Raw genomic sequence first — 20,711 nt, 5'->3', positions numbered from 1 at the left:
GAAATTGTGGAACCCTCAGGGGAAATTATTGCAGACTCTCAACGGCCATGAGAGTTGGGTCGAAGCGGTAGCATTTAGTGCCGATGGAGAGACTATAGCAACTGCAAGTATTGACAAAACAGTGAAATTGTGGAACCCTCAGGGGAAATTATTGCAGACTCTCAACGGCCATGAGAGTGGAGAATATCCTGATAAATAACAGATTCTTGCATTATTTCCTCCCTCAAAAGTTGACGAATTAAATTTTTATCAAACCTTAAACCCCCTAATATTTCCGCAGCAGCAGAAATATTTCTTTGTTGATCTACCTCTTCTATTCTAGCAATTTTATCTGCTACTTCTGACAATAAAGCTGTTGGACTTTGACTACGAGTCAAAGTTGCTAATGGTAATAAAGCATTATCGGCAAGAAAAGGTGCAGACTCCTCCTCCCAAAGTCGAATTACTCGATAAGAATGCCGAGTATTTTGCCTTTCAAATTTATCTTGAGAAGCCAATTCTGAATCAGTTTCTTTTAATAAGATAAGCACTTGCTCAATATCACACCAATACTTCTCATAAAGCAACGTCCAATATTGGAGCATTCTATAGGGAATTGGTGGGTCAGAGTAAGGCAATGTTTGAAATTCTAGATGTAGAATTTTCCGATCGATTTGTAGCAGAATCAAAGCATCAGAACGAATAGGTTCAGGAATAATTTCTGTTTTAATTACCTGCACATTACTAGGGTTAATTCCCAGTAACCAACGGACAAAATTCGGAGCATAAGTTTCTGCTAAATATTTACAAGTATTATCGTAAGCCAAAGCAATTATATTGAATTCGGATAACTTAGTTATTGTAAGTCATTGCGACTGGAACGGAGTGGAAGGAAGCAATATCAGAGGTTTTACGAGATTGCTTCCTATCGTGGCAATGACGAGTTTTTAGCCAGATTATATATTAGCTAATTAAGTAAGTAATCGGTTTTACGAGATTGCTTCCTATCGTGGCAATGACGAGTTTTTACCTGTTTATATATTAGTTAACTAACTAAGTAAAGGCTTGCATAAAAATTTATCTACTATTCATAGATATCTCTATTCTATGCAATTTTAAAAACTAGAATAATTCCCAAGTTTCAATCAATCAAAGTGTCATATTTACTCATAAAATCTAAGAGGATTTTTTGATGAAATTCCCCAAGCGATCGCTCCATTCCTGCATTCTCAGAATAAGCTTTACCTGCCTTAATTTCTGCTGGAGTTAATAACCCCATATCCCAACCTTCTCCCAAAACTAAATCTTTTAATTCCACAGTTAAAGGAGCAGAAAATACATGACGAACAACATTAGTGTCATAGTAAACACCAAACTCGGAAACTATATCAGGTGTATAACTTATTTCTTCAGCTAATTCTCGTTTTACAGCCTCCTCCGGTTTTTCTCCTGTTTCTATATGACCCCCAAAAAAAGCCCATTTACCAGGGTGAGCAATACCAGGAATATCATCTCGTAATTGTAGGAGAAATTTCCCTTCTCGGTACAGAATAGCGATCGCCACATGAGGTAAATTATTGTTGTTCATAATTTTCTTCTTCTATTCGTTCTACTTCCTCTATATAAAAATCTCCAACATCCTGATCACCTAATTCTGAAACAATAATACTTTGATAACGTATTTTTCCTTTAATTGTTATTTCTGTTCCTATCTTTGGTAATTCTGCTGTAGTAAATATCCAAATACTCCCCGTATTATCTGTTAGTTCATAAGCGCCTGTTTCTATAAATGGGGCACGACTTTCTACAGTACCTTTTAAATATACTTGATTATCAATTTTACCCTTGGTTTGAATTTTATCAATTCGACTTACATTGAGATTCAATTTAATAGCCGTTTCTGTAATTTGACTACAACTAATTAGTCCTGTCACAAAAAACATAATCAGAAGAATTCTAAATTTATCAAACAATGAATTTAATAAAGAAGAATTAAGCAGCAAAAACGAAGATGGAAATCTCTGCAATATTTGTATGTAATTGATTCCCAAAGCTTTTTTAGTCGGCGATCTAGTTATCATCAAAACTTTTTTCCCTATTTGCATCAGAATTTTATGGTTATTACTATAGTAACTACAAATTGATTATTCCCATTAATTTATTAATATTTAAAATTCACAGCAAAATATTTTCAATTATCACGTCTACAGTCTTATTTTATAACTCCATATCCTGTAAAAATATTACCATACCAATTAAGATAATTTTGTCTATCTATAATACCAATAAAAGATTCAATTCTATTTGAGTGCTAAAAATTAAACATTATTTTTGTTTATTTAAAACATCACAAAATCTACTTTTATATACTCATCATCATACTATTATTATCCTGATTAACAAGATAACTTATTAATTTCAAAATCAAAAATTGAAATCAATAAATTGATAGGAAAGTCATTAGGTACAACTTTTAAAATCAAAACTCAAATAGGAAATAGCAATGACAAATAAATTAGATGGTAAAGCTCTGGCCAAAAAAATCAAAGCTGAACTCCAACAAAAAGTTCAGTCTCTACAAAGTCAAATTGGTCGTCCTCCTGGTTTAGCAGTATTAATGGTGGGAGATAACCCTGCCAGTGCAGTCTATGTCCGTAACAAAGAAAAATCTTGCGCCAAAGTAGGTATTGCCTCCTTCGGGAAACATTTTCCAACCCAAACATCTCAAGCTGAACTAACACAAGTAATTCAACAATTAAACCAAGACCCACAAGTAGACGGTATCTTAGTACAGTTACCCTTACCAGAACATTTAGACTCTACTTCATTACTCTACCAAATTGACCCTAGCAAAGACGTAGATGGACTCCATCCCATGAATCTTGGACAACTGCTCCGTGGTGAAAAAGGTTTACGCAGTTGTACTCCCGCAGGAGTGATGCGCTTGCTAAAGGAATATAATATTGAATTGCAAGGAAAACAGGCCGTTGTACTAGGGCGAAGCATTTTAGTGGGCAAACCAATGGCATTAATGTTATTGGAGGCCAATAGTACAGTAACAATTGCCCATTCCCGGTCTCAAAATTTAGAGGTCATAACCAGAAATGCAGATATTCTTGTAGCAGCAGTAGGTAAACCAAACATGATTACTGCTGAGATGGTCAAACCAGGAGCAGTCGTTATAGATGTAGGAATTAATAAGATTACAGATGAAGCAGGTAATAGTAAGTTAGTGGGAGATGTTCAATTTGACTCTGTGGCAGAGATAGCAGAATATATTACTCCTGTACCTGGTGGAATTGGCCCGATGACTGTAGCGATGTTATTGCAAAATACTGTAGAACGTTGGAGCGGTTTAGTAGAATAATCCAACTTATAGTCATTTAATTTAAGAATGAAACACTTTTTCAGCTGAAATCCTTTTAGGGCAAGAAACACTTGTCTCAATCTAAAGTGAAACAACTATATATGTAGAAGTAAGGAAAAGGGAAGAAGGAAAAAATACTAAATATACTGTAGCGCTATAGTTATTAATATATACATCTAATGTTTTTCCCTAAATTCACTGGAAGTTATATTTAGACTACTACTATTTTATCATTAAACTGATTGAGTATAATTCCTTTTTGCCTTTTTGCTTTCTTCTTCAAACAAATAAATTTCGGGATTGAAACCAATAAAGTGTATAATCTATGGTGCTAATGCCAAATACTGGCCACCAGATTAATCCCATGCTTCCTCAATTTCAAATAGATACAAATTTTGACCTACCTACCTATTTAGCAGAGCAAAAAGCTCTAGTTGAAAAAGCTCTTGACAATTCTATCAGTATAGTCTACCCAGAAAAAATTTATGAGGCAATGCGCTACTCCCTACTAGCAGGAGGTAAGCGCTTACGTCCAATTCTGTGTTTGGCTACCTGTGAATTAGCAGGTGGAAATATAGAAATGGCAATGCCCACTGCCTGTGCATTAGAGATGATCCACACCATGTCCTTAATACATGATGATTTGCCTGCAATGGATAATGATGATTATCGCCGAGGTAAGTTGACAAATCATAAAGTTTATGGTGAAGATATCGCAATTCTGGCAGGGGATGGTTTATTAGCTTATGCTTTTGAATTTGTGGCTACTCAAACTAAAAATGTACTACCACAACAAGTTCTTGAAGTCATTGCTCGGTTGGGAAAAGCAGTTGGAGCAGCAGGGTTAGTTGGAGGCCAAGTAGTGGACTTAGCTTCCGAGGGTCTCTCACAAGTATCTGAAAAAACCCTACATTTTATCCATACTCATAAAACAGGCGCTCTTTTAGAAGCTAGTGTAGTATGTGGTGCTATACTTGCCAGTGCATCGGAAATTAATTTACAGAGACTTTCCCGATATGCTCAAAATATTGGTTTGGCTTTTCAAATAGTTGATGATATTCTCGATATTACTGCTACTACAGAAGAGCTAGGGAAAACTGCCGGAAAGGATCTTGAGGCTCAAAAAGCAACCTATCCAGCAATTTGGGGATTAGAAAAATCTCGGTGTCAAGCTCAAATACTTGTTCAGAATGCCAAGGCAGAGTTAGAAGTTTTTGGAGAAAAGGCATTGCCACTAATAGCTTTAGCAGATTTTATTATCAGCCGCACTAACTAGGGGAGTAATATGGAGAATATTGGTGAAATAATGGATAACCATGTTCTATGGGTTGCTCTCCTAGCTTGTCTCATGGCTCAATTTTTCAAGATCGTGGTAGAGTTAGTTCAACATGGCAAGATGAATTTACAAGCTTTATTCACAAGTGGGGGAATGCCTAGTGCCCATTCTGCATTTGTAGCAGCATTGGCAGTAGGAGTAGGTCAGACAAAAGGTTGGGCTAGTCCAGAGTTTGCCCTAGCTTTAGTTTTTGCGATTATTGTGATGTATGATGCAGCAGGAGTTCGTCAAGCAGCAGGATTACAAGCTCGAATTCTCAATCAAATTATAGATGAATTATTCCAGGAAGACCATCATCTTAATCAAGATCGTCTCAAAGAGTTGTTAGGCCATACTCCTGTACAGGTAATAGCAGGGTTTTGTCTGGGAGTAGCTGTATCTTGGGTTGCGAGTTTTGCTTATACTTAATTAATATAAATATCTAATAATAACCCAATAAATAATAAAAAAGTAAATAAATTATCTCACTCTTATTTATCAATATATTTACCGAAAAATTAACGTATAAAGCCTCTCAATTCATGGAGAAAAAAGAGAAAAATCCTTTTAGTTAATGCTTTTATTTATAAGAAGAGGTAATAATTGATTAATAATTATTAATTATTAATTATTAATTATTAATTATTAATTATTAATTGTTGAACCCTACTCCCTATTTTCTAATTTAACTTTAGGACTAATTAACGTCACCCTACTACTATCTACAACAAAAACTAAAAATCCACGATCGCTTAAGTTGAACATACTATTTGTAGCAGCTTTACGTCCCTTGGTGTAGGTTACTAATAAAAAAGGTTTTTGCCCATAAGCAGCTAAAGCTACATTGCGCCCTAAACTTCTTTCCAACTGTAAAGCGATTTCTGGTTGATTATTATAATCTACTAAAACAGCATAACCACTACCTAAAGGTTGAGGATTAAAACCTATTTCTGGAGGAGCTGGTAAAGGTCCATCAGGTTCTGTCTCCTCACTCGGTCTAACTACATAGGCACGCAACCCCACGATATCTTGAATATATCTTGCCCAATCACTCGCCACATCTTGGTCATCAAAACCTCGGATACTACTAACAGTCTGGTCAATGTAGCGACAGACATCTATCGTAATATCTGGTGGTAAGCTGCGACGAACTATCTCTTGATTTGCAGCTGTCTCTGTAATTATGACTAATAAGTATTCATCACTCCCAGGAGATTGACAATCTTCAATTGCTAAAGCATATTTTTCCTCAATTGTCAAAAATGACAAGCATAAAAAAGTTGAGGCCATCAAAGTTTTTAGCCTCCCCAACCAAGGTTTATTCAGTTGCAGTTGAGTATTAGTCATTGCGAAAAAATGGTTAATAATCAAGTAAGCATTCAGCTATTAGCTGTCAGCTCTCAGCAATAAAAATGAATTAAGTCAGGACTTACGCAAAATCTGAAAGTATAAACAGTCTGTAGGGGCAAATGGCCATTCGCCCCTACTAGCGCTGGTGGTTCTGCGTAAGTCCTGTAAGTATTAGTTTAACTTCACTTTTAGTTCTCATTAGAGACTAACTCTTCATATAATGTGACAATAACAGGGCTTACGCAAAATTTCAAATTATATGCTATATTTAGGGGTTATTCATGTAATTAGGAGCATTACGTTAGGAAATTACCCCTACAAGATATAGTGGTTATGCGTAAGTCCTGAGTAAGTTAATACTAATAGCTGCTGATAGCTGACGGCTTTTTACATAGCATTCCCCAGGAAATGCTTACATATTAATTAATTTTTCGTAGAAGCAGGTGCTAGAGAAACTAAATTTTCAGGAATAGTGTCTGAAGGTGCTTGAAATTCTCCTGTAATTACAGACTCTAAGCGTAATTTCAACCAAGTAATAAATTGAGGATTAGTAGAAATAATCGCTGCTGCAGGTTGAGGACATTTTTCTTTGATGCTAACCAGTTCAGGAGCTTCTAAAAAAGCAGGTGGAGAAACTAACCAGAAATCTATTTCCTTTTCCTTCTCGTGATAATCTCTGGTGCGCTCCCTAAATACTTCTTCTAGGGGTTCTTCCTCCATTAAAAATTTTTGACTAGCTAAGACGTAATAGTAAGTTTGCATTTCCATCAATAAAGTTAGTAATTAGAACTGACCATTTATGGCCAGTTTCATTTCACGGACAGCTCGTTCCATACCCACGAGTACCGCCCTAGAAATAATTGTATGACCAATGTTGAGTTCTTCCATACCTTCTAGACAAGCAACTGGATAAACATTCCAATAAGTGAGGCCATGTCCAGCATTTACCCGGAGACCAGCAGCGATCGCTATTTTGCACCCATCTGCCAAAACAGTCAATTCTTTGTGGCGTGTGGCCTCATCCTCAGCTTCAGCATAACATCCCGTATGGAGTTCAATAAACTTGGCCTGAATTTCGGCAGAAGCTTCTATCTGAGCTTTTTCTGCATCAATAAACATACTTACAGGAATACCCGCTCCTTGTAATTGGGCTACAACTTCCCTCATCCGGGGAAGATTTCCTGCCACATCCAAACCCCCTTCAGTAGTGACTTCTTCCCGGCGTTCTGGTACAAGAGTAATATAGTCCGGTTTAATTTCCAGAGCGATCGCCACCATTTCCTCAGTAGGGGCCATTTCTAGATTCAAATGAGTCCGCACGGTTTGTCGGAGAATACGGACATCTCGTTCTTGAATATGGCGACGGTCTTCCCGCAGATGGACAGTAATACCATCAGCACCAGCTAGTTCAGCTAAAACTGCTGCTGCTACTGGGTCAGGTTCTACAGTTTGTCGCGCTTGTCTAATTGTGGCAACGTGGTCGATGTTGACACCAAGAGTGGGCAATTTTTTTCTCCTAAAAAGGTTAAATTAATTTTGCACAGGTACTTAATTATATTATCAGTCTAAACCTCAAAGCTTTCTGAAATTATCAAAATTACAGAAACTGAGGCAGTTTGTGGACAATTCAATAAGTTCTAATTTATAAACTTTGAGTATTAAGTTTTCCTCTTGTTTAGTTTTATAAGCTATTGTGCATTTAAACGACTTATTCTTGTGTGGCTGATTAACAGGAAATAGCTAACGGCTGGATAATGACAAATTCAATAATTGATAATTGATAATTACCTCTCCCTAAAACGGATTGGATTGAAGAAAAGGAAAATAAATTCATTGTTTCTCCTTGATCATGAGAGGCTTTAAACCTTAATTATTCGGTAAATTTTATATATTTAGTTCAAACTATTATTTTAAGGAGTGAAAACTCAAAATCAATCATTCATATATTTTATAAAAATTACTTTTTTTTGGTAAAATATGGAAAATACTTATTCTTGAGAATCAAAACCTTGAAAAATGTAGCTAATTAATAAAAATATTAATTATTAGAGCCAAACTTGATAATTATATATAGCATTTCTCAAGCTCATAAAGTATAGTTATCTGTTGATATTTTTATTATTCCCTTTTCCCTGTTCCCTGTTCCCTGTTCCCTGTTCCCTGTTCCCTCAAAGCTAGAATTTTGTACCTCACGCTTTTTGGGAATTGCTATAAAAGCATTAACTGTACTGTTTAGTTGTAAATAGGAACTGTCAACAATGCAAATCTCACAAAATTGCCTTGATTTAATCAAGAAATGGGAAGGACTTTTTCTGAATGCTTATCTAGATCCAGTAGGTATACCAACTATTGGGTATGGAACCACCCGTTACCCTGACGGACAAGTAGTTCAGTTAGGGGATAGAATTTCTGAAAGGAATGCAGAAGCATACCTCAGGTATGAATGCTCCAGAGTAGCGAGAGAAATTTCTGGACTAATAAGAGTTCCTGTTAATCAAAACCAATTTGATGCTTTAGTATCTTTTGCTTATAACGTAGGAACTGGTGCATTTCAAGGTAGTACCTTATTAAGAAAACTCAATCAAGGAGATTATCAAGGAGCAGCTAATGAATTTTCCCGTTGGGTAAATGGAGTAGTTAATGGTGTTTTTCAGCCACTACCAGGGTTAGTATCTCGTCGTGCTGATGAACAGGAATTATTTCTCAGAGCTGGAGGAGAAAAAAAACCTTTAGAAGGAGAAATTTCAAAACAAGAGGAAGTAACTTGGTTAGAAGGATATAGGGATGAAAATAAGAAAACTGTAGTTGTGGCTTGGAAGCAGGGTGAAGTAGTAGAAATCTTAACTCTAGAAAGGTTTGATAAAGACTTATTAGCTAGTATTTTTCCTCAGTATCCAAATGCTAGCTTTTTTGTTATTGCTCCTGCTAATAAATCAATTCCTCCTGGTGAAAGAATTTCCGTTTTCAAACTTTCTGATATATATAGTCAAGGTACACCTCCAAAACTAAATCGTGTATTAGTGCGGGGTAGTCAAGGGGAAGATGTAAGAATTTTACAAGATAGATTGAAAGATTTAGGGTATTATTCTGGAGAACTTGAGCCGATTTTTGGTAAGAAAACTGAACTTGCAGTTATAGAATTTAAAAAAGATTATTTTGGCCCTACAGCAGCTAATAGTACGGTAGAGTCAATAACTTGGCAAAAATTATGGGGAGATGCTCCACCTCCACCTCCTCCTGCACCACCACCCACGACAAATAGAAACTACTTGCTATTAACAAAGACAAGTCGAAAGGATAGGTATGGATGTTATGTACTTAACTTAGACTATTTTAAAAGTGGAAAACTACAAGACAGATTAGAAGTTTGTTGTGGCGCCCCTGGAAGACAATTTTTCCGTACTGCGGCTCGGAGTCGGGCAATGACTGGGGAACCGTTACCAGAAGGAAAGTGGTACATTCAGGATATTGTTTGGGCTGATGGTAGAGATAATTATTATGGTCGGATTTTTCAAAGTGGTATTGGTCCAGTAACAGTTCCATTAGATTATATAGAACCAGGTAGAACTGAAAGAAGCGCGATCGAAATTCATATTGACTGGAATCGAAATTATGGCGCTCCTGGTACTGTTGGTTGTATAGCTACTTACAACATAGCTGATTATAAAAGGTTCATTGGTTGGTTAAGAGATACAGACCCCCGCGATATTTTTGTTGACTGGAAATTGGGAACTTGTCCTAAACCTTAATTGAAATGATGGTGCGCAGCGCCAAGCGTTACGCACCCTACTTGGCTTTTGATTTGATATCAATCAGGTTTATTCAAATCTGGAGAATTGTCATCTCCTCCCATTAATTCACCCAATGCTTCTGACATAGCTTTTGGGTCCATAAATAATATCTTAGAATTATCACTTTCACTTAATTTTTGATTAGTGTCTATGTATCTTTGAGCAATCAGAAAGTGCATAAATGTACGACTATCTGGACGCAAATTTAAGGTTTTGGCAAGAATCTCTATAGACTCTGCTTGTCCTTTAGCTTTAGTAAGAGCAGCTTGCTTCTCGCCTTCTGCTTGTTCAATCATAGCTTGTTTTTCACTTAAAGCAATCCTTTCCGACTCCATTGCTGCTTTTACTGCTTCAGGAAAAATAATATTCTGAATCTCAACACGAATCACCTTTACTCCCCAACTAGAAGTCGCCTCATCTAATTTCTTCAGTAAAGCTCTATCAATTTCAGCTTTTGTAGACAAAACTTCTCGCATTTGCAAGCTACCAATTTCAGAACGGAGAGAAGTTAAAACAATAGTATTGATAGCATTTTGTACATCTTCAATTGCATAATATGCTCTCTCCATTTCTATAATTTGCCAGTACACTACTGCATCTACCTGCAAGGTTATATTATCATTAGTAATAACTGACTGAAGCGGAATATCCAAAACCCGCTCGCGGATAGTATCAACATAAGCTATTTTTTCTAGCAGGGGTAAGACTAACCGAAGTCCAGGTCTCAACGTCCGTCGATACTTTCCTAAGCGTTCTACTAAAGCTTCATCCCCTTGATCGATCACTTTTACAGAGGAGTTAATTGTATAACCAAAAATTGCAGTTGCTATCAGAGCCACAAGATATTGGAGCATAATATTTTAGACTTTATATATTAGGTTAATTGTTTTAATAGTAGCATTGTCTAGGAATAATACTATTTTAAGGATAAATACAGTTAAAAATTATACTTGACCATAATTAGATGTGGGACAACTTTGGAAATTTTATCAAAATAATTACTTACTAAAACCCTACCTTTTAAGGCAAAATGTTTTTGGAGGTTTATTCAAAATCTCTGTGATACAAATAACTTCTGACTTCTGACTTCTGATTTTTCTAACAAGCTTGGTTAATATGGAAAATTTAATTAATACTTTATCTGAAAAAAGTCAAAATACAAAACCTTTGATGGTAGCTGTTTCTGGAATTGATGGTTCAGGAAAAGGCTATATCGGTTCTCAAATAAATAGCTCATTGCAAGAAATTGGTATTAATAGTTATCTTATTGGAATTGACGGATGGCTAGAATTACCAGAAAAACGATTCAGTAATACAAATCCGGCAGAACATTTCTATAACAATGGATTGAGATTTACAGAAATGTTCTCTACATTAGTTGCTCCACTTCAACAAACTGGATCTATTGACTTAATTGCTAATCATGCAGATGCTAGTAATTCCAATTCATACACACAATATCATTATCAGATAGACAATGCAGAAATAGTAATTTTAGAGGGTATCTTTTTGTTTCAAAATAAATTTAACTTTGATTATCGGATTTGGATTTACTGTAGTTTTGAAACGGCTTTTAAAAGAGCATTAAATCGTAACCAAGAAGGTATTTCTGAAGTAGAATTAAGGCAGGATTACGAAACTATATATTTTCCAGCTCAACGGTTACACTTTGCTCAAGATAAACCAAAACAAATGGCTGATTTTATTATAGTTAACGATGATAAGTTTAAGGAATACTAAGTGATAGTATCAACTCTTAATTAATAATTAATAGTTAATAATTAATAATTAAGAGTTGATAGTCAATTAATTATTCATTCAACAATGCAGATTTGAAGCCTCCCCTTTTAAGGAATCAAAAATTTTCCTTTTAGTCAATCCTATCCGTTTTAAAAAGGGGTAATTATTAATTGTATTCCTAGGTCATGCTGCGCCAACGGCTTTCGCCGACATGAACATTGTTAATTGCTGAATATTCTCTTCCTCTTAAATAATTATCAAATTTTTTCTACAAATCCAAACTTTCTAATTATTGCCACAATTGCTCCATGAATTTATCAATATCTGTTAATTGCATATTTCCTAAAGCTTCCCACTCTTCAGATGTATAATTATCGTCAATTCTCATCACATTTTGTGTCCAATAAGCTAAAGTAGATGGTTCTTCCATGAGTTTTCTAGCCATTTCTTCAGTAGTTTTCCCAGGATTTTTCCCAGTGATTTTTGTAGCCAAACAAAACTTTAATAATTTTTCTAAGTTACTATTGGGAGAAACTAACATGAGAAATGCCATATTTTTTGCTAGCAAGTGCTTGTGTGATTCCATAAATTTTCTATCTTTTGTTATTAATTAATTTTAGGATTGTAGAATTTTATAGCAACCCTAAATAGGTTATAAGATTTTATTGTAGGGGTTTTGTCTCCAAACCCAAAACAAGAAGGGATTTGTAAACCAAATCCCTACAGTTTTTCTCACAAATCATTTAAGATTAGTATAGCATTTTTGTGACATTGTACAAATTTATTTATTGTTCAATTGTAAGTATTCAGCTATTAGTAATAAGATCCAGCTCTTAAAGCTATCTATTATAAAGTTTGATCTTAAGAAAGATATTTATAAAGTATAGTCTTAAGGGTGGGGTTTAAATTTCCCACCAAAAACAATAGCTGATAGCTGTTAGCTGACTGCTGAATGCTTACCTTCAATTTAATCATGTTTAGAACCATCTGGCATAATTGCGTCTTTTAAATAAGCATTAGAAAGTTCAGAAATACTTACTTTTGCATCTGTAAGATTAGCACCAACTAAATAAGTTTCTGTTAGATTTGCACCACTTAAACTTGCTCCTGTTAAGTTAACACCACTTAAGTTAGTATTGCTTAAGTCGGCACAAACTAAATTTGCATAACTCATTTTACTATTGCTGACATTAGCATTTTTGAAGTTAGTAAAAGTCAGATTTGCTGCAGTTAAATCACTTGTAGATAGTTTAGCATAACTTAAATTTGCATAGCTTAAGTTAGCCTTTTTAAGATTAGCATTTTCTAGGGTTGCTTTACTTAAATTTGCTTCATTAAGATTAGCATTTTTTAAATCAATATTTCCTAAATATGCTTCTGGTGCTTGTAAACTTCTCAGAGAAATACCGTCTTTATTCAAGTCTTGAATTGCCATAAATCTTGCCTGACTATCTTTGACACCTTTAGCTGCATCTATGATACTCCATGCTTGATAATGAAATTGTTTTTTTCGGTCAGGAGTTTCTTTAACAAACAAAACTATAGCAACAATAACACTAATAGCATCAATAGAATCTAATGTCTTAGCTAAAAAGGAATCTTCATCTATTATATTAACTACTACAACTGTCAGAATAACCGCAATAATTACTACCAACCATTTTGGTGATATCCAGAAAAGATTAACTATTTTTACTATTAATTTTTGCAGTTTTACTGTTGCTTCTTCTTGATAATATTGGTCGTTTGATTGTTGTTTTACTTGGTTGATTTGTGGTGTAAATTTTTGTTGAGTAGTCTCGTTTGATACAGATTTTTCTTGTGATTCAGATTTAGGTTTTTGAGCTGTTTCTGCTGCTGGTTTATTTGTATTTATATAACCTGCACCTTCAAACATTAATCTGCTAATTTGACCAATCGCATATATCCAAGCTTTTCTAACTTCTGGAGTCCAATCATCTTTAAGATATTGCTTGAAAGTTCTGAGTAATGTTTTTCCTACTAACGGATAATGTTGTTTTAAAGTACTATAATTAACATGACGAGCGCCAAGATTTCGTAAGACTTCTGCTAATAATTCTCAATGGCGTAAATTTTCTACTACTAATACTAAAGAATTGAGCAATTTTTTCTGTTAATTAGATATTTAATTCTTAGCAAATAATGGTTTTGCTTCTGGATATGCCATAAATAGATTTTCAGAGAAACTAGCAGCAAATTATTCTCCGTAAGGTTTGATTTTCTCAAAGCTATTTTCAATGATTTCTACTTGTAACTGAGAACTTGGTTTTGAGACTGGAGTTTTGTCTAGATTAATTTCAGAACTTGAGTTTGGGGAAGTGGAAATTTATGTGGGTGAATACCCCGCCCCTTCAAACATTAATTCCACAATTTGTTCATAAGCAAATACCCAAGCATTTTTGACTTCAATATTCCATTCATCACCAAGATATTGTTCTAAAGTTGTTAATAATGCTTCGCCAATTAATGGATAATGTTGTTTTAAAGTACCATAATTAACATGACGAGAACCAAGGTTTTGTAAGACTTCTGCTAATGCTTCTCGATGGCGTAAATTTTCTACTACTAATACTAAAGAATTGAGCAATTTTTTCTGTTAATTAGATATTTAATTCTTAGCAAATAATGGTTTTGCTTCTGGATATGCCATAAATAGATTTTCAGAGAAACTAGCAGCAAATTATTCTCCGTAAGGTTTGATTTTCTCAAAGCTATTTTCAATGATTTCTACTTGTAACTGAGAACTTGGTTTTGAGACTGGAGTTTTGTCTAGATTAATTTCAGAACTTGAGTTTGGGGAAGTGGAAATTTATGTGGGTGAATACCCCGCCCCTTCAAACATTAATTCCACAATTTGTTCATAAGCAAATACCCAAGCATTTTTGACTTCAATATTCCATTCATCACCAAGATATTGTTCTAAAGTTGTTAATAATGCTTCGCCAATTAATGGATAATGTTGTTTTAAAGTACCATAATTAACATGACGAGAACCAAGGTTTTGTAAGACTTCTGCTAATGCTTCTCGATGGCGTAAATTTTCTACTACTAATACTAAAGAATTGAGCAATTTTTTCTGTTAATTAGATATTTAATTCTTAGCAAATAATGGTTTTGCTTCTGGATATGCCATAAATAGATTTTCAGAGAAACTAGCAGCAAATTATTTTCCGTAAGGTTTGATTTTCTCAAAACTATTTTCAATGATTTCTATAGGTAACTCAACTTTAGATTTGGTTATTTCAATCTCTGAATTAATGTTAACTTTAGGAGGTATTATCTGTGTTTCTTCCTGTGTTTCTATTTCTCCTTCTATGTCTGCCAGAGATTGATAGTTTGCACCTTTTAACATCAATTTAGCAATTCCACGATAAGCAGAAACCCAAGCTGCTTTAACTTCAGAATTCCAATTTTCTTGAAGATACTCCTTTAAAGTCTCTAGTAATGATTTACCAACTGCTGGATAATGTTGCTGTAAAACTCCATAATTAACGTGTCGCGCTCCTAATGCTTCTATAACTCCTTTTAATACTCCTGGATGTCGAAGATTTTCCACTACTAAAATTAGAGCATCAAGCAACTTTTTCTGTTGCTTCTCCATATCAGTATTAACAAACAGTGGTTTTAACTCTGGATATTCTCTGAATAAATTTACATAAAAACTAGCTGCAAACTTCTCTGCATTCGGTTTTATTTGTGCAAAGCTTTGTTCTATAATTTCAATTTTTGACCCCATTTTTTCTTTACCATATTATATAGAATCCGGTTAAACAGTTGTCATTGCGACGATAGGAAGCAATCTCCTAAACCCATGAGATTGCTTCCTTCCACTCCGTTCCAGTCGCAATGACTGGAGTATAGTAATTATCCGGATTTGATATTAAATATTAATTATTCTCGTAAAGAATAAATATCTCAAAATAATTTTAATTTTAGCAACTTTATAGGGATTTTCAGGTCAATGAACCACATAAAAAAAAATGATGACTTTGTAGGGACGTTTTGCTGCGCAACATGAAACGCATTTTTGTTATGCAACTTCCCTACTATCCAAATGAAAACCGCTGTAGGTAAATACAGTGCTTTCTGTTGTGATGAAGTACACCAGTAGCGGGCAAGATATCTACAAGATTTTCATCATTTGCCCGAAATATGCTGTATATTTTGTCTTGAATAATTTGATGTAGAAATATTCCATAGAACATTCCTACAAGAAGACGAAATTAATCCCTAATTATCCAAACATCGCATCATTTAACTATACCAGAATGACCTTCTATATTTCCTACTGGTTCAAATTTCCCACCCAGGTATTCTGCTAAAAATTCCTCAGCGATCGCGTAAAAATGTAGACGGTTTTCTGGACGAGCAAAACCATGTCCCTCATCTGTATATAAAGCATATTTTACAGGTTTACCAGCATCTTCCATTGCCTTAACAATTTGTTCGCTTTCTGACTCCTTCACCCGTGGGTCATTTGCTCCTTGACCTATTAACAAAGGTTTCTGAATTTTATCTACAAAAAATAGAGGCGATCGCGACTTCAAAAATTCTGGTTCTGTTTCAATATCTCCCATGCGATGACTAAAGATTTTCTTCAGAGGTTCCCAATAAGGAGGAATAGTTTCCATCAAAGTAATCAAATTACTCGGTCCGACAATATCTACACCAGCAGCAAATACTTCTGGAGTAAAAGTTAATCCTGCTAATGTTGCATAACCACCATAAGAACCACCCATGATAGCAATTTTATCCCTGTCGGCGATACTATTTTCGACTAACCAGTTAACTCCATCAATTAGATCATCGTGCATTTTCGCTCCCCATTCCCGGTTGCCAGCATTGAGAAAATCTTTACCGTAACCAGTCGAACCCCGGAAATTAATCTGCAATACCACATAACCTCGGTTAGCTAACCATTGAGCTTGCGGTCTATAACCCCAAGTATCCCGCGCCCAAGGTCCGCCATGAACTAAAAGCACTGCTGAAGTTGGAGTTTCTACTCCCACAGGTTTAGTCAAGTATCCGTGAATAGTGAGACCATCCCTAGCAGTATAGGAAACAGGTTCCATCGGAGCTAACTGTAAACCTTCTAGTTGCGGTTGGTTCGTAAACAAAAACGTTGTAGTTTTGGCAGTGCGGTCATAAGCATAATAATAAACTGGTCCGTCATCAGTGAAATAAGCGACTAACCAGTTTAGATCGTTGAGAGTGCGGTCTACGATGCGAAACTCTCCTTTGTGAGCAGCTTTCAGGAATTCAAAATCTGCAACAATACTATCGTCTAAGATTTGCCATTCTAATTTGTCTTTGTAGAAACCTACTGCTTCAATGGTACGAGTAGTAGGATGAATGATAGCGCTACTAAAATCATATTGGGAGTCTTCAGCAACTACCTTTTCTTGACGAGCAGCGAGGTCGATAGCAAGTAGACGTTGAGCATTAGCATCGTGATTACCTGATATATAGAGAATTTTGCTATCATCCGAGAACATAACAGGACCACCTTCTTCATCTGGTCCCCAGTGACGCATAGTTTCCCAAGATTTTTCTGTAGTTTCCCGATAAACGAGGTCGGAACCTCCATCCTCAGTTCTAGCGATCGCTGCCCGGACTTGAAATTGAGCATCAGCAGTCCAACCAATAATATTGCCTGGGTTGTGAGTGTCAAATTCTACTGCACCATTATTGAGGTTGATGCGATAAACGTCGAAACTTTGGGGGTTTTTCAGGTTCAATCCCACCAACATTTGGTCGGGAAAATGATGATCTATATCTACTATGTTTGCTTTAACTCCTTGGAATGGAGTTAAGTCGCGCACTATGTTTGATTGAATATTTACTTGATAGAGATGAAAATTTTCATCACCGTCAGCATCTTGGAGGTATATCAGTTGGTCTTCGTTGTAAGTCCAAAGATAAATACGGATGCCTCGTTTTTTGTCGGCAGTAACTTGGCGATCGTCTTCTTTACCTACAGTTCGTACCCATACTTGCAAAACGTTTTTTTCATCTGGAGCAATGTAGGCAAGATATTTACCATCGGGGGACAGTTTTGGGTTAGTCCGTTCGGGGTTGCCGAATAAAATGTCACGGGAAATGAGAGGTGGAAGTTGTGTCATTTCAGTTATTAGTTATAAGTTAACAGTTATCAGCAGCAAACTGATTTTTTTGCTCCCATTAAAAGGAGGAAGAGACCTTATTTTTTGGTCATTTTTCGGTTTGCTGTTTGATTTTTTTTGTATATCATGTCCGAAAGCTCGTAGTAGGGCTAAAGCCGTAAGACAGAAATTGCTCAAGCCCTACTACAAACAAAAACTTATTATCCGGACATCATAATGATACCCTTTCTCAAAAGTAATGCTATATATTAAGTTTATTTCTGTATAAACCAATTGTAAGAGCAAAAACGGCCGTATGCTCTTACGCATCCTTTTTCATAAGTGGTATTAAATATATTTTACCTTTAGACCTTACTTTACATTTTGTAATATTTACCTACAATATATGTAGTGTAAACCTACCTTGACTTTTTATGTTACTACAAGCTAATCAACGGACAAAGTTAGATGATTCTGACGATCGCTTATTTTATTCTTTTCCCAGATTTGTCACTCATGTGGATGAAGGGTTTATTGATCAGTTGACCAATTTATATCGCGATCGCCTCAAACCCAATACTCGAATTTTGGATATGATGAGTAGTTGGGTTTCTCATTTACCACAGGAAATAGAATTTACCCATGTTGAAGGACATGGTATGAATGAGGAGGAGTTGGCAAAAAATCGTCAATTAAATCATTACTTTGTTCAAAATTTGAATCAGGATTTAAAAATACCTTTCCCGGACAAAGATTTTGATGCTGTACTCAACTGTGTTTCGATTCAATATTTGCAATATCCTGATGCTATATTTTATGAAATTCATCGTATTCTTAAACCTGGTGGGATAGCAATTATTAGCTTTTCTAATCGGATGTTTTATGAGAAGGCAATTAGTGCTTGGCGAGATAATTCGGAAGAGGGAAGAGTAAAGTTAGTAAAGAGTTATTTTGAGTCTGTAAAAAATGCTAATGGTGTTCCAGGATTTAGTCAAGTAGAGGTAATTTCTCAAAAGTCAAATGCACCTAGTTTTTTACAGATGTTAGGTTTAGGAGGAGGCGATCCTTTTTATGTTGTAATTGCTCATCGTCAGATTTAATACCGTTTAACTGAATTCAAAAGTCAAAAGCGAGTGTGTAATTCTGAGGTCTCCGTTTCCTGCGGAAACGCTTCGCGAACAGAATGTAAGACACACTCAAGACAGTCAAAAGTCAAAAGTAAGATTTTATCAGCTCAAAACTTTGACTATACAGTAATTTTAGGAAATTATTTCACATTTAAAGTTGGAAACTATTTGTGACATCTTTAAAGTGAATTGGTATAACGTTAACAGGACTTAGGCAGAAACCAGATTATAATTTGAAAAACAATAATCATGGCAATAAACGCGGTTTATTAGTTGGTTTGCGTAAGTCCTGATTAACTGTTACCTATGTTATGACTGTAGCAATATTTTATGGAGTTAATATTAAATAAGGGCTATCTTAACTATTAATACAATTCAAAAAAAAAGAATGTTATGAATAAATTTAGTAGTATAATTTTCAAACTCTGATTAACTTGGTAATTTTTATTCAAATAAAGTCAACAAATGTGCTATAAAAAGAAATGGGAATTATTTTAAATCCCTAACTGTCAAAAAAACAATTTTACTTAGATAATTAATTTAATCACAGTGATTTCACAAGAAAATACATTTAACATACAAGAATTAGAAACTATTGTTGGCAAAGACAATATCAGTTTATGGGAAAATATCGACCCAACAAAACAACAACAAATATCACAGGCTATCGCTCCCAACAACACTATTAACTGCATCATTTATCCAGAAACTCAAGCACAATTATCTGATGTTGTTGCTTGCTGCGCTAAAAATAATTGGGCGATATTACCTTGTGGTAGTGGTAGTAAACTCCATTGGGGAGGGTTAGTCAAAGTAGATCCAACTACTCACCACCAGGGAATAATAGTTGTCAGTAGCGATCGCCTCAACCGTCTCATCGAACACGCTGTTGGTGACTTAACTGTTACCGTGGAAGCCGGGATGAAATATGCAGAATTACAAGCAACTCTGGCAAAGGCAGGTCAATTTCTTGCCATCGATCCTGCTGATCCAGAAACGGCAACTATTGGCGGTATTATTGCTACTGCTGATACTGGTTCCCTACGTCAGCGCTACAGGGGTGTGCGAGATATGTTACTGGGTATTAGTTTCGTACGTTCGGATGGAAAAATTGCTAAAGCAGGAGGACGAGTAGTTAAAAATGTTGCAGGTTATGACTTAATGAAATTATTTACAGGTGCTTATGGCACATTAGGTATTATTAGTCAAGTTACTTTTAGGGTTTATCCTATACAAGAAGCATCGGGAACTGTTGTTTTAGTAGGAGAAAAAAATAATATTGCTCAAGCAGCTCAAACTTTATTATCTTCTGCATTAACACCTGTTGCCGTTGATTTACTTTCCAGCAATTTAGTTGAACAATTAGACTTAGGAAAAGGTGTAGGATTAATAGTAAGATTTCAAACCATAATAGACAGTGTTGAAGAACAATCTAATCGAGTATTAGAAGTAGGAGATAAATTAGGTTTAAATTCAACTAGATACCAGGATTATGAAGCAGAATTATGGGATAAATTAAAACAGAAAATTTGGCATTATCAGGAAAATACAGAAGTAATTTGTAAGATAGGATTAATGCCTAATAAAGCTGTAGAAACTTTAAATCAACCAGGTCTAGAAAATGGTTTAGGATTAATTCATGCAGGTGTTGGTTTAGGAGAATTACACTTTAATTCAGTTAGTCCTGAAACTATTTTAGAATTACGGCGATGGTGTGAATCTGTTGGTGGGTTTCTGACAGTTTTAGCGGCACCATTAGAGATGAAAGAAAAACTTGATGTTTGGGGTTATAATCAAAACGGTCTTGATTTAATGCGTGGAATTAAACAAAAATTTGACCCTAAAAATATTCTTAAGCCACATTCTTTTGTGGGTGGAATTTAGGGGAGTAGGGGAGTAGGGGAGTAGGGAGCAGGGGAG

21 protein-coding genes and 1 pseudogene are annotated in these 20,711 nt (G+C 35.3%); 8 read left to right on the top strand and 14 right to left on the bottom strand.

The window, feature by feature from the left end:
• Window positions 1-199 (top strand): WD40 repeat domain-containing protein (locus ACP6PK_RS27775; protein ID WP_426564538.1); only part of this gene is annotated, 199 nt, incomplete at its 5' end.
• Here the strand turns inward: ACP6PK_RS27775 and ACP6PK_RS27770 are convergent.
• The 3 genes from ACP6PK_RS27770 to ACP6PK_RS27760 all read right to left on the bottom strand — a co-directional run bounded on the left by ACP6PK_RS27770 (window position 162) and on the right by ACP6PK_RS27760 (window position 1,922).
• Complete coding sequence (locus tag ACP6PK_RS27770) at window positions 162-806, bottom strand: Rpn family recombination-promoting nuclease/putative transposase (protein WP_426564536.1); 645 nt, start codon at window positions 804-806, stop codon at window positions 162-164. The two genes, ACP6PK_RS27775 and ACP6PK_RS27770, sit on opposite strands and share 38 nt — an antisense overlap.
• A gap of 314 nt (window positions 807-1,120) precedes the next feature.
• Entirely contained in the window at window positions 1,121-1,567 is a 447-nt protein-coding gene (locus tag ACP6PK_RS27765) for an NUDIX hydrolase (RefSeq protein WP_426564534.1), read from the bottom strand.
• A complete protein-coding gene (locus ACP6PK_RS27760; protein ID WP_426564532.1) occupies window positions 1,554-1,922 on the bottom strand; it encodes a DNA-binding protein in 369 nt (122 codons plus the stop codon). The genes ACP6PK_RS27765 and ACP6PK_RS27760 overlap by 14 nt, the downstream gene beginning before the upstream one ends.
• Before the next feature lie 560 nt (window positions 1,923-2,482).
• Between ACP6PK_RS27760 and folD the strand changes: the two genes are divergently transcribed.
• From folD to ACP6PK_RS27745, 3 genes are all read left to right on the top strand, one after another.
• The gene (folD, locus tag ACP6PK_RS27755; RefSeq protein ID WP_426564530.1) at window positions 2,483-3,346 is read left to right on the top strand and encodes a bifunctional methylenetetrahydrofolate dehydrogenase/methenyltetrahydrofolate cyclohydrolase FolD; all 864 of its coding nucleotides are present in this window, start codon (window positions 2,483-2,485) and stop codon (window positions 3,344-3,346) included.
• A gap of 334 nt (window positions 3,347-3,680) precedes the next feature.
• Window positions 3,681-4,622, top strand: a complete 942-nt coding sequence (crtE, locus tag ACP6PK_RS27750; protein ID WP_426564526.1) for a geranylgeranyl diphosphate synthase CrtE — start codon at window positions 3,681-3,683, stop codon at window positions 4,620-4,622.
• Between the two features lie 9 nt (window positions 4,623-4,631).
• Window positions 4,632-5,090, top strand: coding sequence for a divergent PAP2 family protein (locus ACP6PK_RS27745; protein ID WP_426564524.1), 459 nt, complete (start codon window positions 4,632-4,634; stop codon window positions 5,088-5,090).
• Between the two features lie 237 nt (window positions 5,091-5,327).
• Here the strand turns inward: ACP6PK_RS27745 and ACP6PK_RS27740 are convergent, their stop codons facing one another.
• From ACP6PK_RS27740 to ACP6PK_RS27730, 3 genes are all read right to left on the bottom strand, one after another.
• Window positions 5,328-6,008 carry a hypothetical protein gene (locus tag ACP6PK_RS27740; protein ID WP_426564522.1) on the bottom strand — a complete coding sequence of 227 codons (681 nt, stop codon included), beginning with the start codon at window positions 6,006-6,008 and terminating at the stop codon, window positions 5,328-5,330.
• A 426-nt stretch (window positions 6,009-6,434) separates the two neighbouring features.
• Window positions 6,435-6,773, bottom strand: coding sequence for an MgPME-cyclase complex family protein (locus tag ACP6PK_RS27735; RefSeq protein ID WP_426564520.1), 339 nt, complete (start codon window positions 6,771-6,773; stop codon window positions 6,435-6,437).
• A 21-nt stretch (window positions 6,774-6,794) separates the two neighbouring features.
• Window positions 6,795-7,517: a pyridoxine 5'-phosphate synthase gene (locus tag ACP6PK_RS27730; protein ID WP_426564518.1), complete on the bottom strand. Its 723-nt coding sequence runs from the start codon at window positions 7,515-7,517 to the stop codon at window positions 6,795-6,797.
• 752 nt (window positions 7,518-8,269) lie between these two features.
• On the opposite strand from ACP6PK_RS27730, the gene ACP6PK_RS27725 reads away from it, so the two are divergent.
• Window positions 8,270-9,760, top strand: a complete 1,491-nt coding sequence (locus tag ACP6PK_RS27725; protein ID WP_426564516.1) for a glycoside hydrolase family protein — start codon at window positions 8,270-8,272, stop codon at window positions 9,758-9,760.
• 59 nt (window positions 9,761-9,819) lie between these two features.
• Here the strand turns inward: ACP6PK_RS27725 and ACP6PK_RS27720 are convergent, their stop codons facing one another.
• Window positions 9,820-10,656 (bottom strand): SPFH domain-containing protein, encoded by an 837-nt coding sequence (locus tag ACP6PK_RS27720; RefSeq protein ID WP_426564514.1) that lies wholly within the window; start codon window positions 10,654-10,656, stop codon window positions 9,820-9,822.
• Between the two features lie 262 nt (window positions 10,657-10,918).
• Here ACP6PK_RS27720 and ACP6PK_RS27715 point away from each other — a divergent pair, with 262 nt between their 5' ends.
• Window positions 10,919-11,542 (top strand): uridine kinase family protein, encoded by a 624-nt coding sequence (locus tag ACP6PK_RS27715; RefSeq protein WP_426564512.1) that lies wholly within the window; start codon window positions 10,919-10,921, stop codon window positions 11,540-11,542.
• A 289-nt stretch (window positions 11,543-11,831) separates the two neighbouring features.
• On the opposite strand, the gene ACP6PK_RS27710 is transcribed toward ACP6PK_RS27715, so the two are convergent.
• The 7 genes and pseudogenes from ACP6PK_RS27710 to ACP6PK_RS27680 all read right to left on the bottom strand — a co-directional run bounded on the left by ACP6PK_RS27710 (window position 11,832) and on the right by ACP6PK_RS27680 (window position 17,685).
• On the bottom strand, window positions 11,832-12,128 hold the full coding sequence (locus ACP6PK_RS27710; RefSeq protein ID WP_426564510.1) for a hypothetical protein: 297 nt from the start codon (window positions 12,126-12,128) through the stop codon (window positions 11,832-11,834).
• Window positions 12,129-12,509: 381 nt separating this feature from the next.
• Window positions 12,510-13,439, bottom strand: a complete 930-nt coding sequence (locus ACP6PK_RS27705; protein WP_426564508.1) for a pentapeptide repeat-containing protein — start codon at window positions 13,437-13,439, stop codon at window positions 12,510-12,512.
• An 18-nt stretch (window positions 13,440-13,457) separates the two neighbouring features.
• A pseudogene (locus tag ACP6PK_RS27700) lies at window positions 13,458-13,601 on the bottom strand (globin domain-containing protein); the annotation flags it as partial.
• 288 nt (window positions 13,602-13,889) lie between these two features.
• Complete coding sequence (locus ACP6PK_RS27695; protein ID WP_426564506.1) at window positions 13,890-14,150, bottom strand: globin domain-containing protein; 261 nt, start codon at window positions 14,148-14,150, stop codon at window positions 13,890-13,892.
• A 222-nt stretch (window positions 14,151-14,372) separates the two neighbouring features.
• Window positions 14,373-14,633 carry a globin domain-containing protein gene (locus ACP6PK_RS27690; protein ID WP_426564506.1) on the bottom strand — a complete coding sequence of 87 codons (261 nt, stop codon included), beginning with the start codon at window positions 14,631-14,633 and terminating at the stop codon, window positions 14,373-14,375.
• A 93-nt stretch (window positions 14,634-14,726) separates the two neighbouring features.
• Entirely contained in the window at window positions 14,727-15,299 is a 573-nt protein-coding gene (locus ACP6PK_RS27685; RefSeq protein ID WP_426564504.1) for a globin family protein, read from the bottom strand.
• Window positions 15,300-15,813: 514 nt separating this feature from the next.
• A complete protein-coding gene (locus tag ACP6PK_RS27680; RefSeq protein WP_426564502.1) occupies window positions 15,814-17,685 on the bottom strand; it encodes a S9 family peptidase in 1,872 nt (623 codons plus the stop codon).
• Window positions 17,686-18,098: 413 nt separating this feature from the next.
• Between ACP6PK_RS27680 and ACP6PK_RS27675 the strand changes: the two genes are divergently transcribed.
• Window positions 18,099-18,764 carry a class I SAM-dependent methyltransferase gene (locus ACP6PK_RS27675; protein WP_426564500.1) on the top strand — a complete coding sequence of 222 codons (666 nt, stop codon included), beginning with the start codon at window positions 18,099-18,101 and terminating at the stop codon, window positions 18,762-18,764.
• A gap of 570 nt (window positions 18,765-19,334) precedes the next feature.
• The gene (locus tag ACP6PK_RS27670; RefSeq protein ID WP_426564556.1) at window positions 19,335-20,675 is read left to right on the top strand and encodes an FAD-binding oxidoreductase; all 1,341 of its coding nucleotides are present in this window, start codon (window positions 19,335-19,337) and stop codon (window positions 20,673-20,675) included.
• The last annotated feature ends 36 nt before the right edge of the window (window positions 20,676-20,711 follow it).

The organism is Dapis hubbardiae BLCC-M172, assembly GCF_050016015.1.
Lineage (GTDB): Bacteria > Cyanobacteriota > Cyanobacteriia > Cyanobacteriales > Microcoleaceae > Trichodesmium.
This window is presented reverse-complemented; position numbering and strand designations above follow the sequence as displayed.

Bases quoted from the DNA above. Each gene is read 5' to 3' on its own strand.
- ACP6PK_RS27765 (WP_426564534.1), bottom strand. From the start codon at position 1,567: ATGAACAACAATAATTTACCTCATGTGGCGATCGCTATTCTGTACCGA.
- ACP6PK_RS27760 (WP_426564532.1), bottom strand. From the start codon at position 1,922: ATGTTTTTTGTGACAGGACTAATTAGTTGTAGTCAAATTACAGAAACG.
- folD (WP_426564530.1), top strand. From the start codon at position 2,483: ATGACAAATAAATTAGATGGTAAAGCTCTGGCCAAAAAAATCAAAGCT.
- crtE (WP_426564526.1), top strand. From the start codon at position 3,681: ATGCCAAATACTGGCCACCAGATTAATCCCATGCTTCCTCAATTTCAA.
- ACP6PK_RS27745 (WP_426564524.1), top strand. From the start codon at position 4,632: ATGGAGAATATTGGTGAAATAATGGATAACCATGTTCTATGGGTTGCT.
- ACP6PK_RS27740 (WP_426564522.1), bottom strand. From the start codon at position 6,008: ATGACTAATACTCAACTGCAACTGAATAAACCTTGGTTGGGGAGGCTA.
- ACP6PK_RS27735 (WP_426564520.1), bottom strand. From the start codon at position 6,773: ATGCAAACTTACTATTACGTCTTAGCTAGTCAAAAATTTTTAATGGAG.
- ACP6PK_RS27725 (WP_426564516.1), top strand. From the start codon at position 8,270: ATGCAAATCTCACAAAATTGCCTTGATTTAATCAAGAAATGGGAAGGA.
- ACP6PK_RS27720 (WP_426564514.1), bottom strand. From the start codon at position 10,656: ATGCTCCAATATCTTGTGGCTCTGATAGCAACTGCAATTTTTGGTTAT.
- ACP6PK_RS27715 (WP_426564512.1), top strand. From the start codon at position 10,919: ATGGAAAATTTAATTAATACTTTATCTGAAAAAAGTCAAAATACAAAA.
- ACP6PK_RS27710 (WP_426564510.1), bottom strand. From the start codon at position 12,128: ATGGAATCACACAAGCACTTGCTAGCAAAAAATATGGCATTTCTCATG.
- ACP6PK_RS27705 (WP_426564508.1), bottom strand. From the start codon at position 13,439: ATGTTTGAAGGTGCAGGTTATATAAATACAAATAAACCAGCAGCAGAA.
- ACP6PK_RS27685 (WP_426564504.1), bottom strand. From the start codon at position 15,299: ATGGGGTCAAAAATTGAAATTATAGAACAAAGCTTTGCACAAATAAAA.
- ACP6PK_RS27680 (WP_426564502.1), bottom strand. From the start codon at position 17,685: ATGACACAACTTCCACCTCTCATTTCCCGTGACATTTTATTCGGCAAC.
- ACP6PK_RS27675 (WP_426564500.1), top strand. From the start codon at position 18,099: ATGTTACTACAAGCTAATCAACGGACAAAGTTAGATGATTCTGACGAT.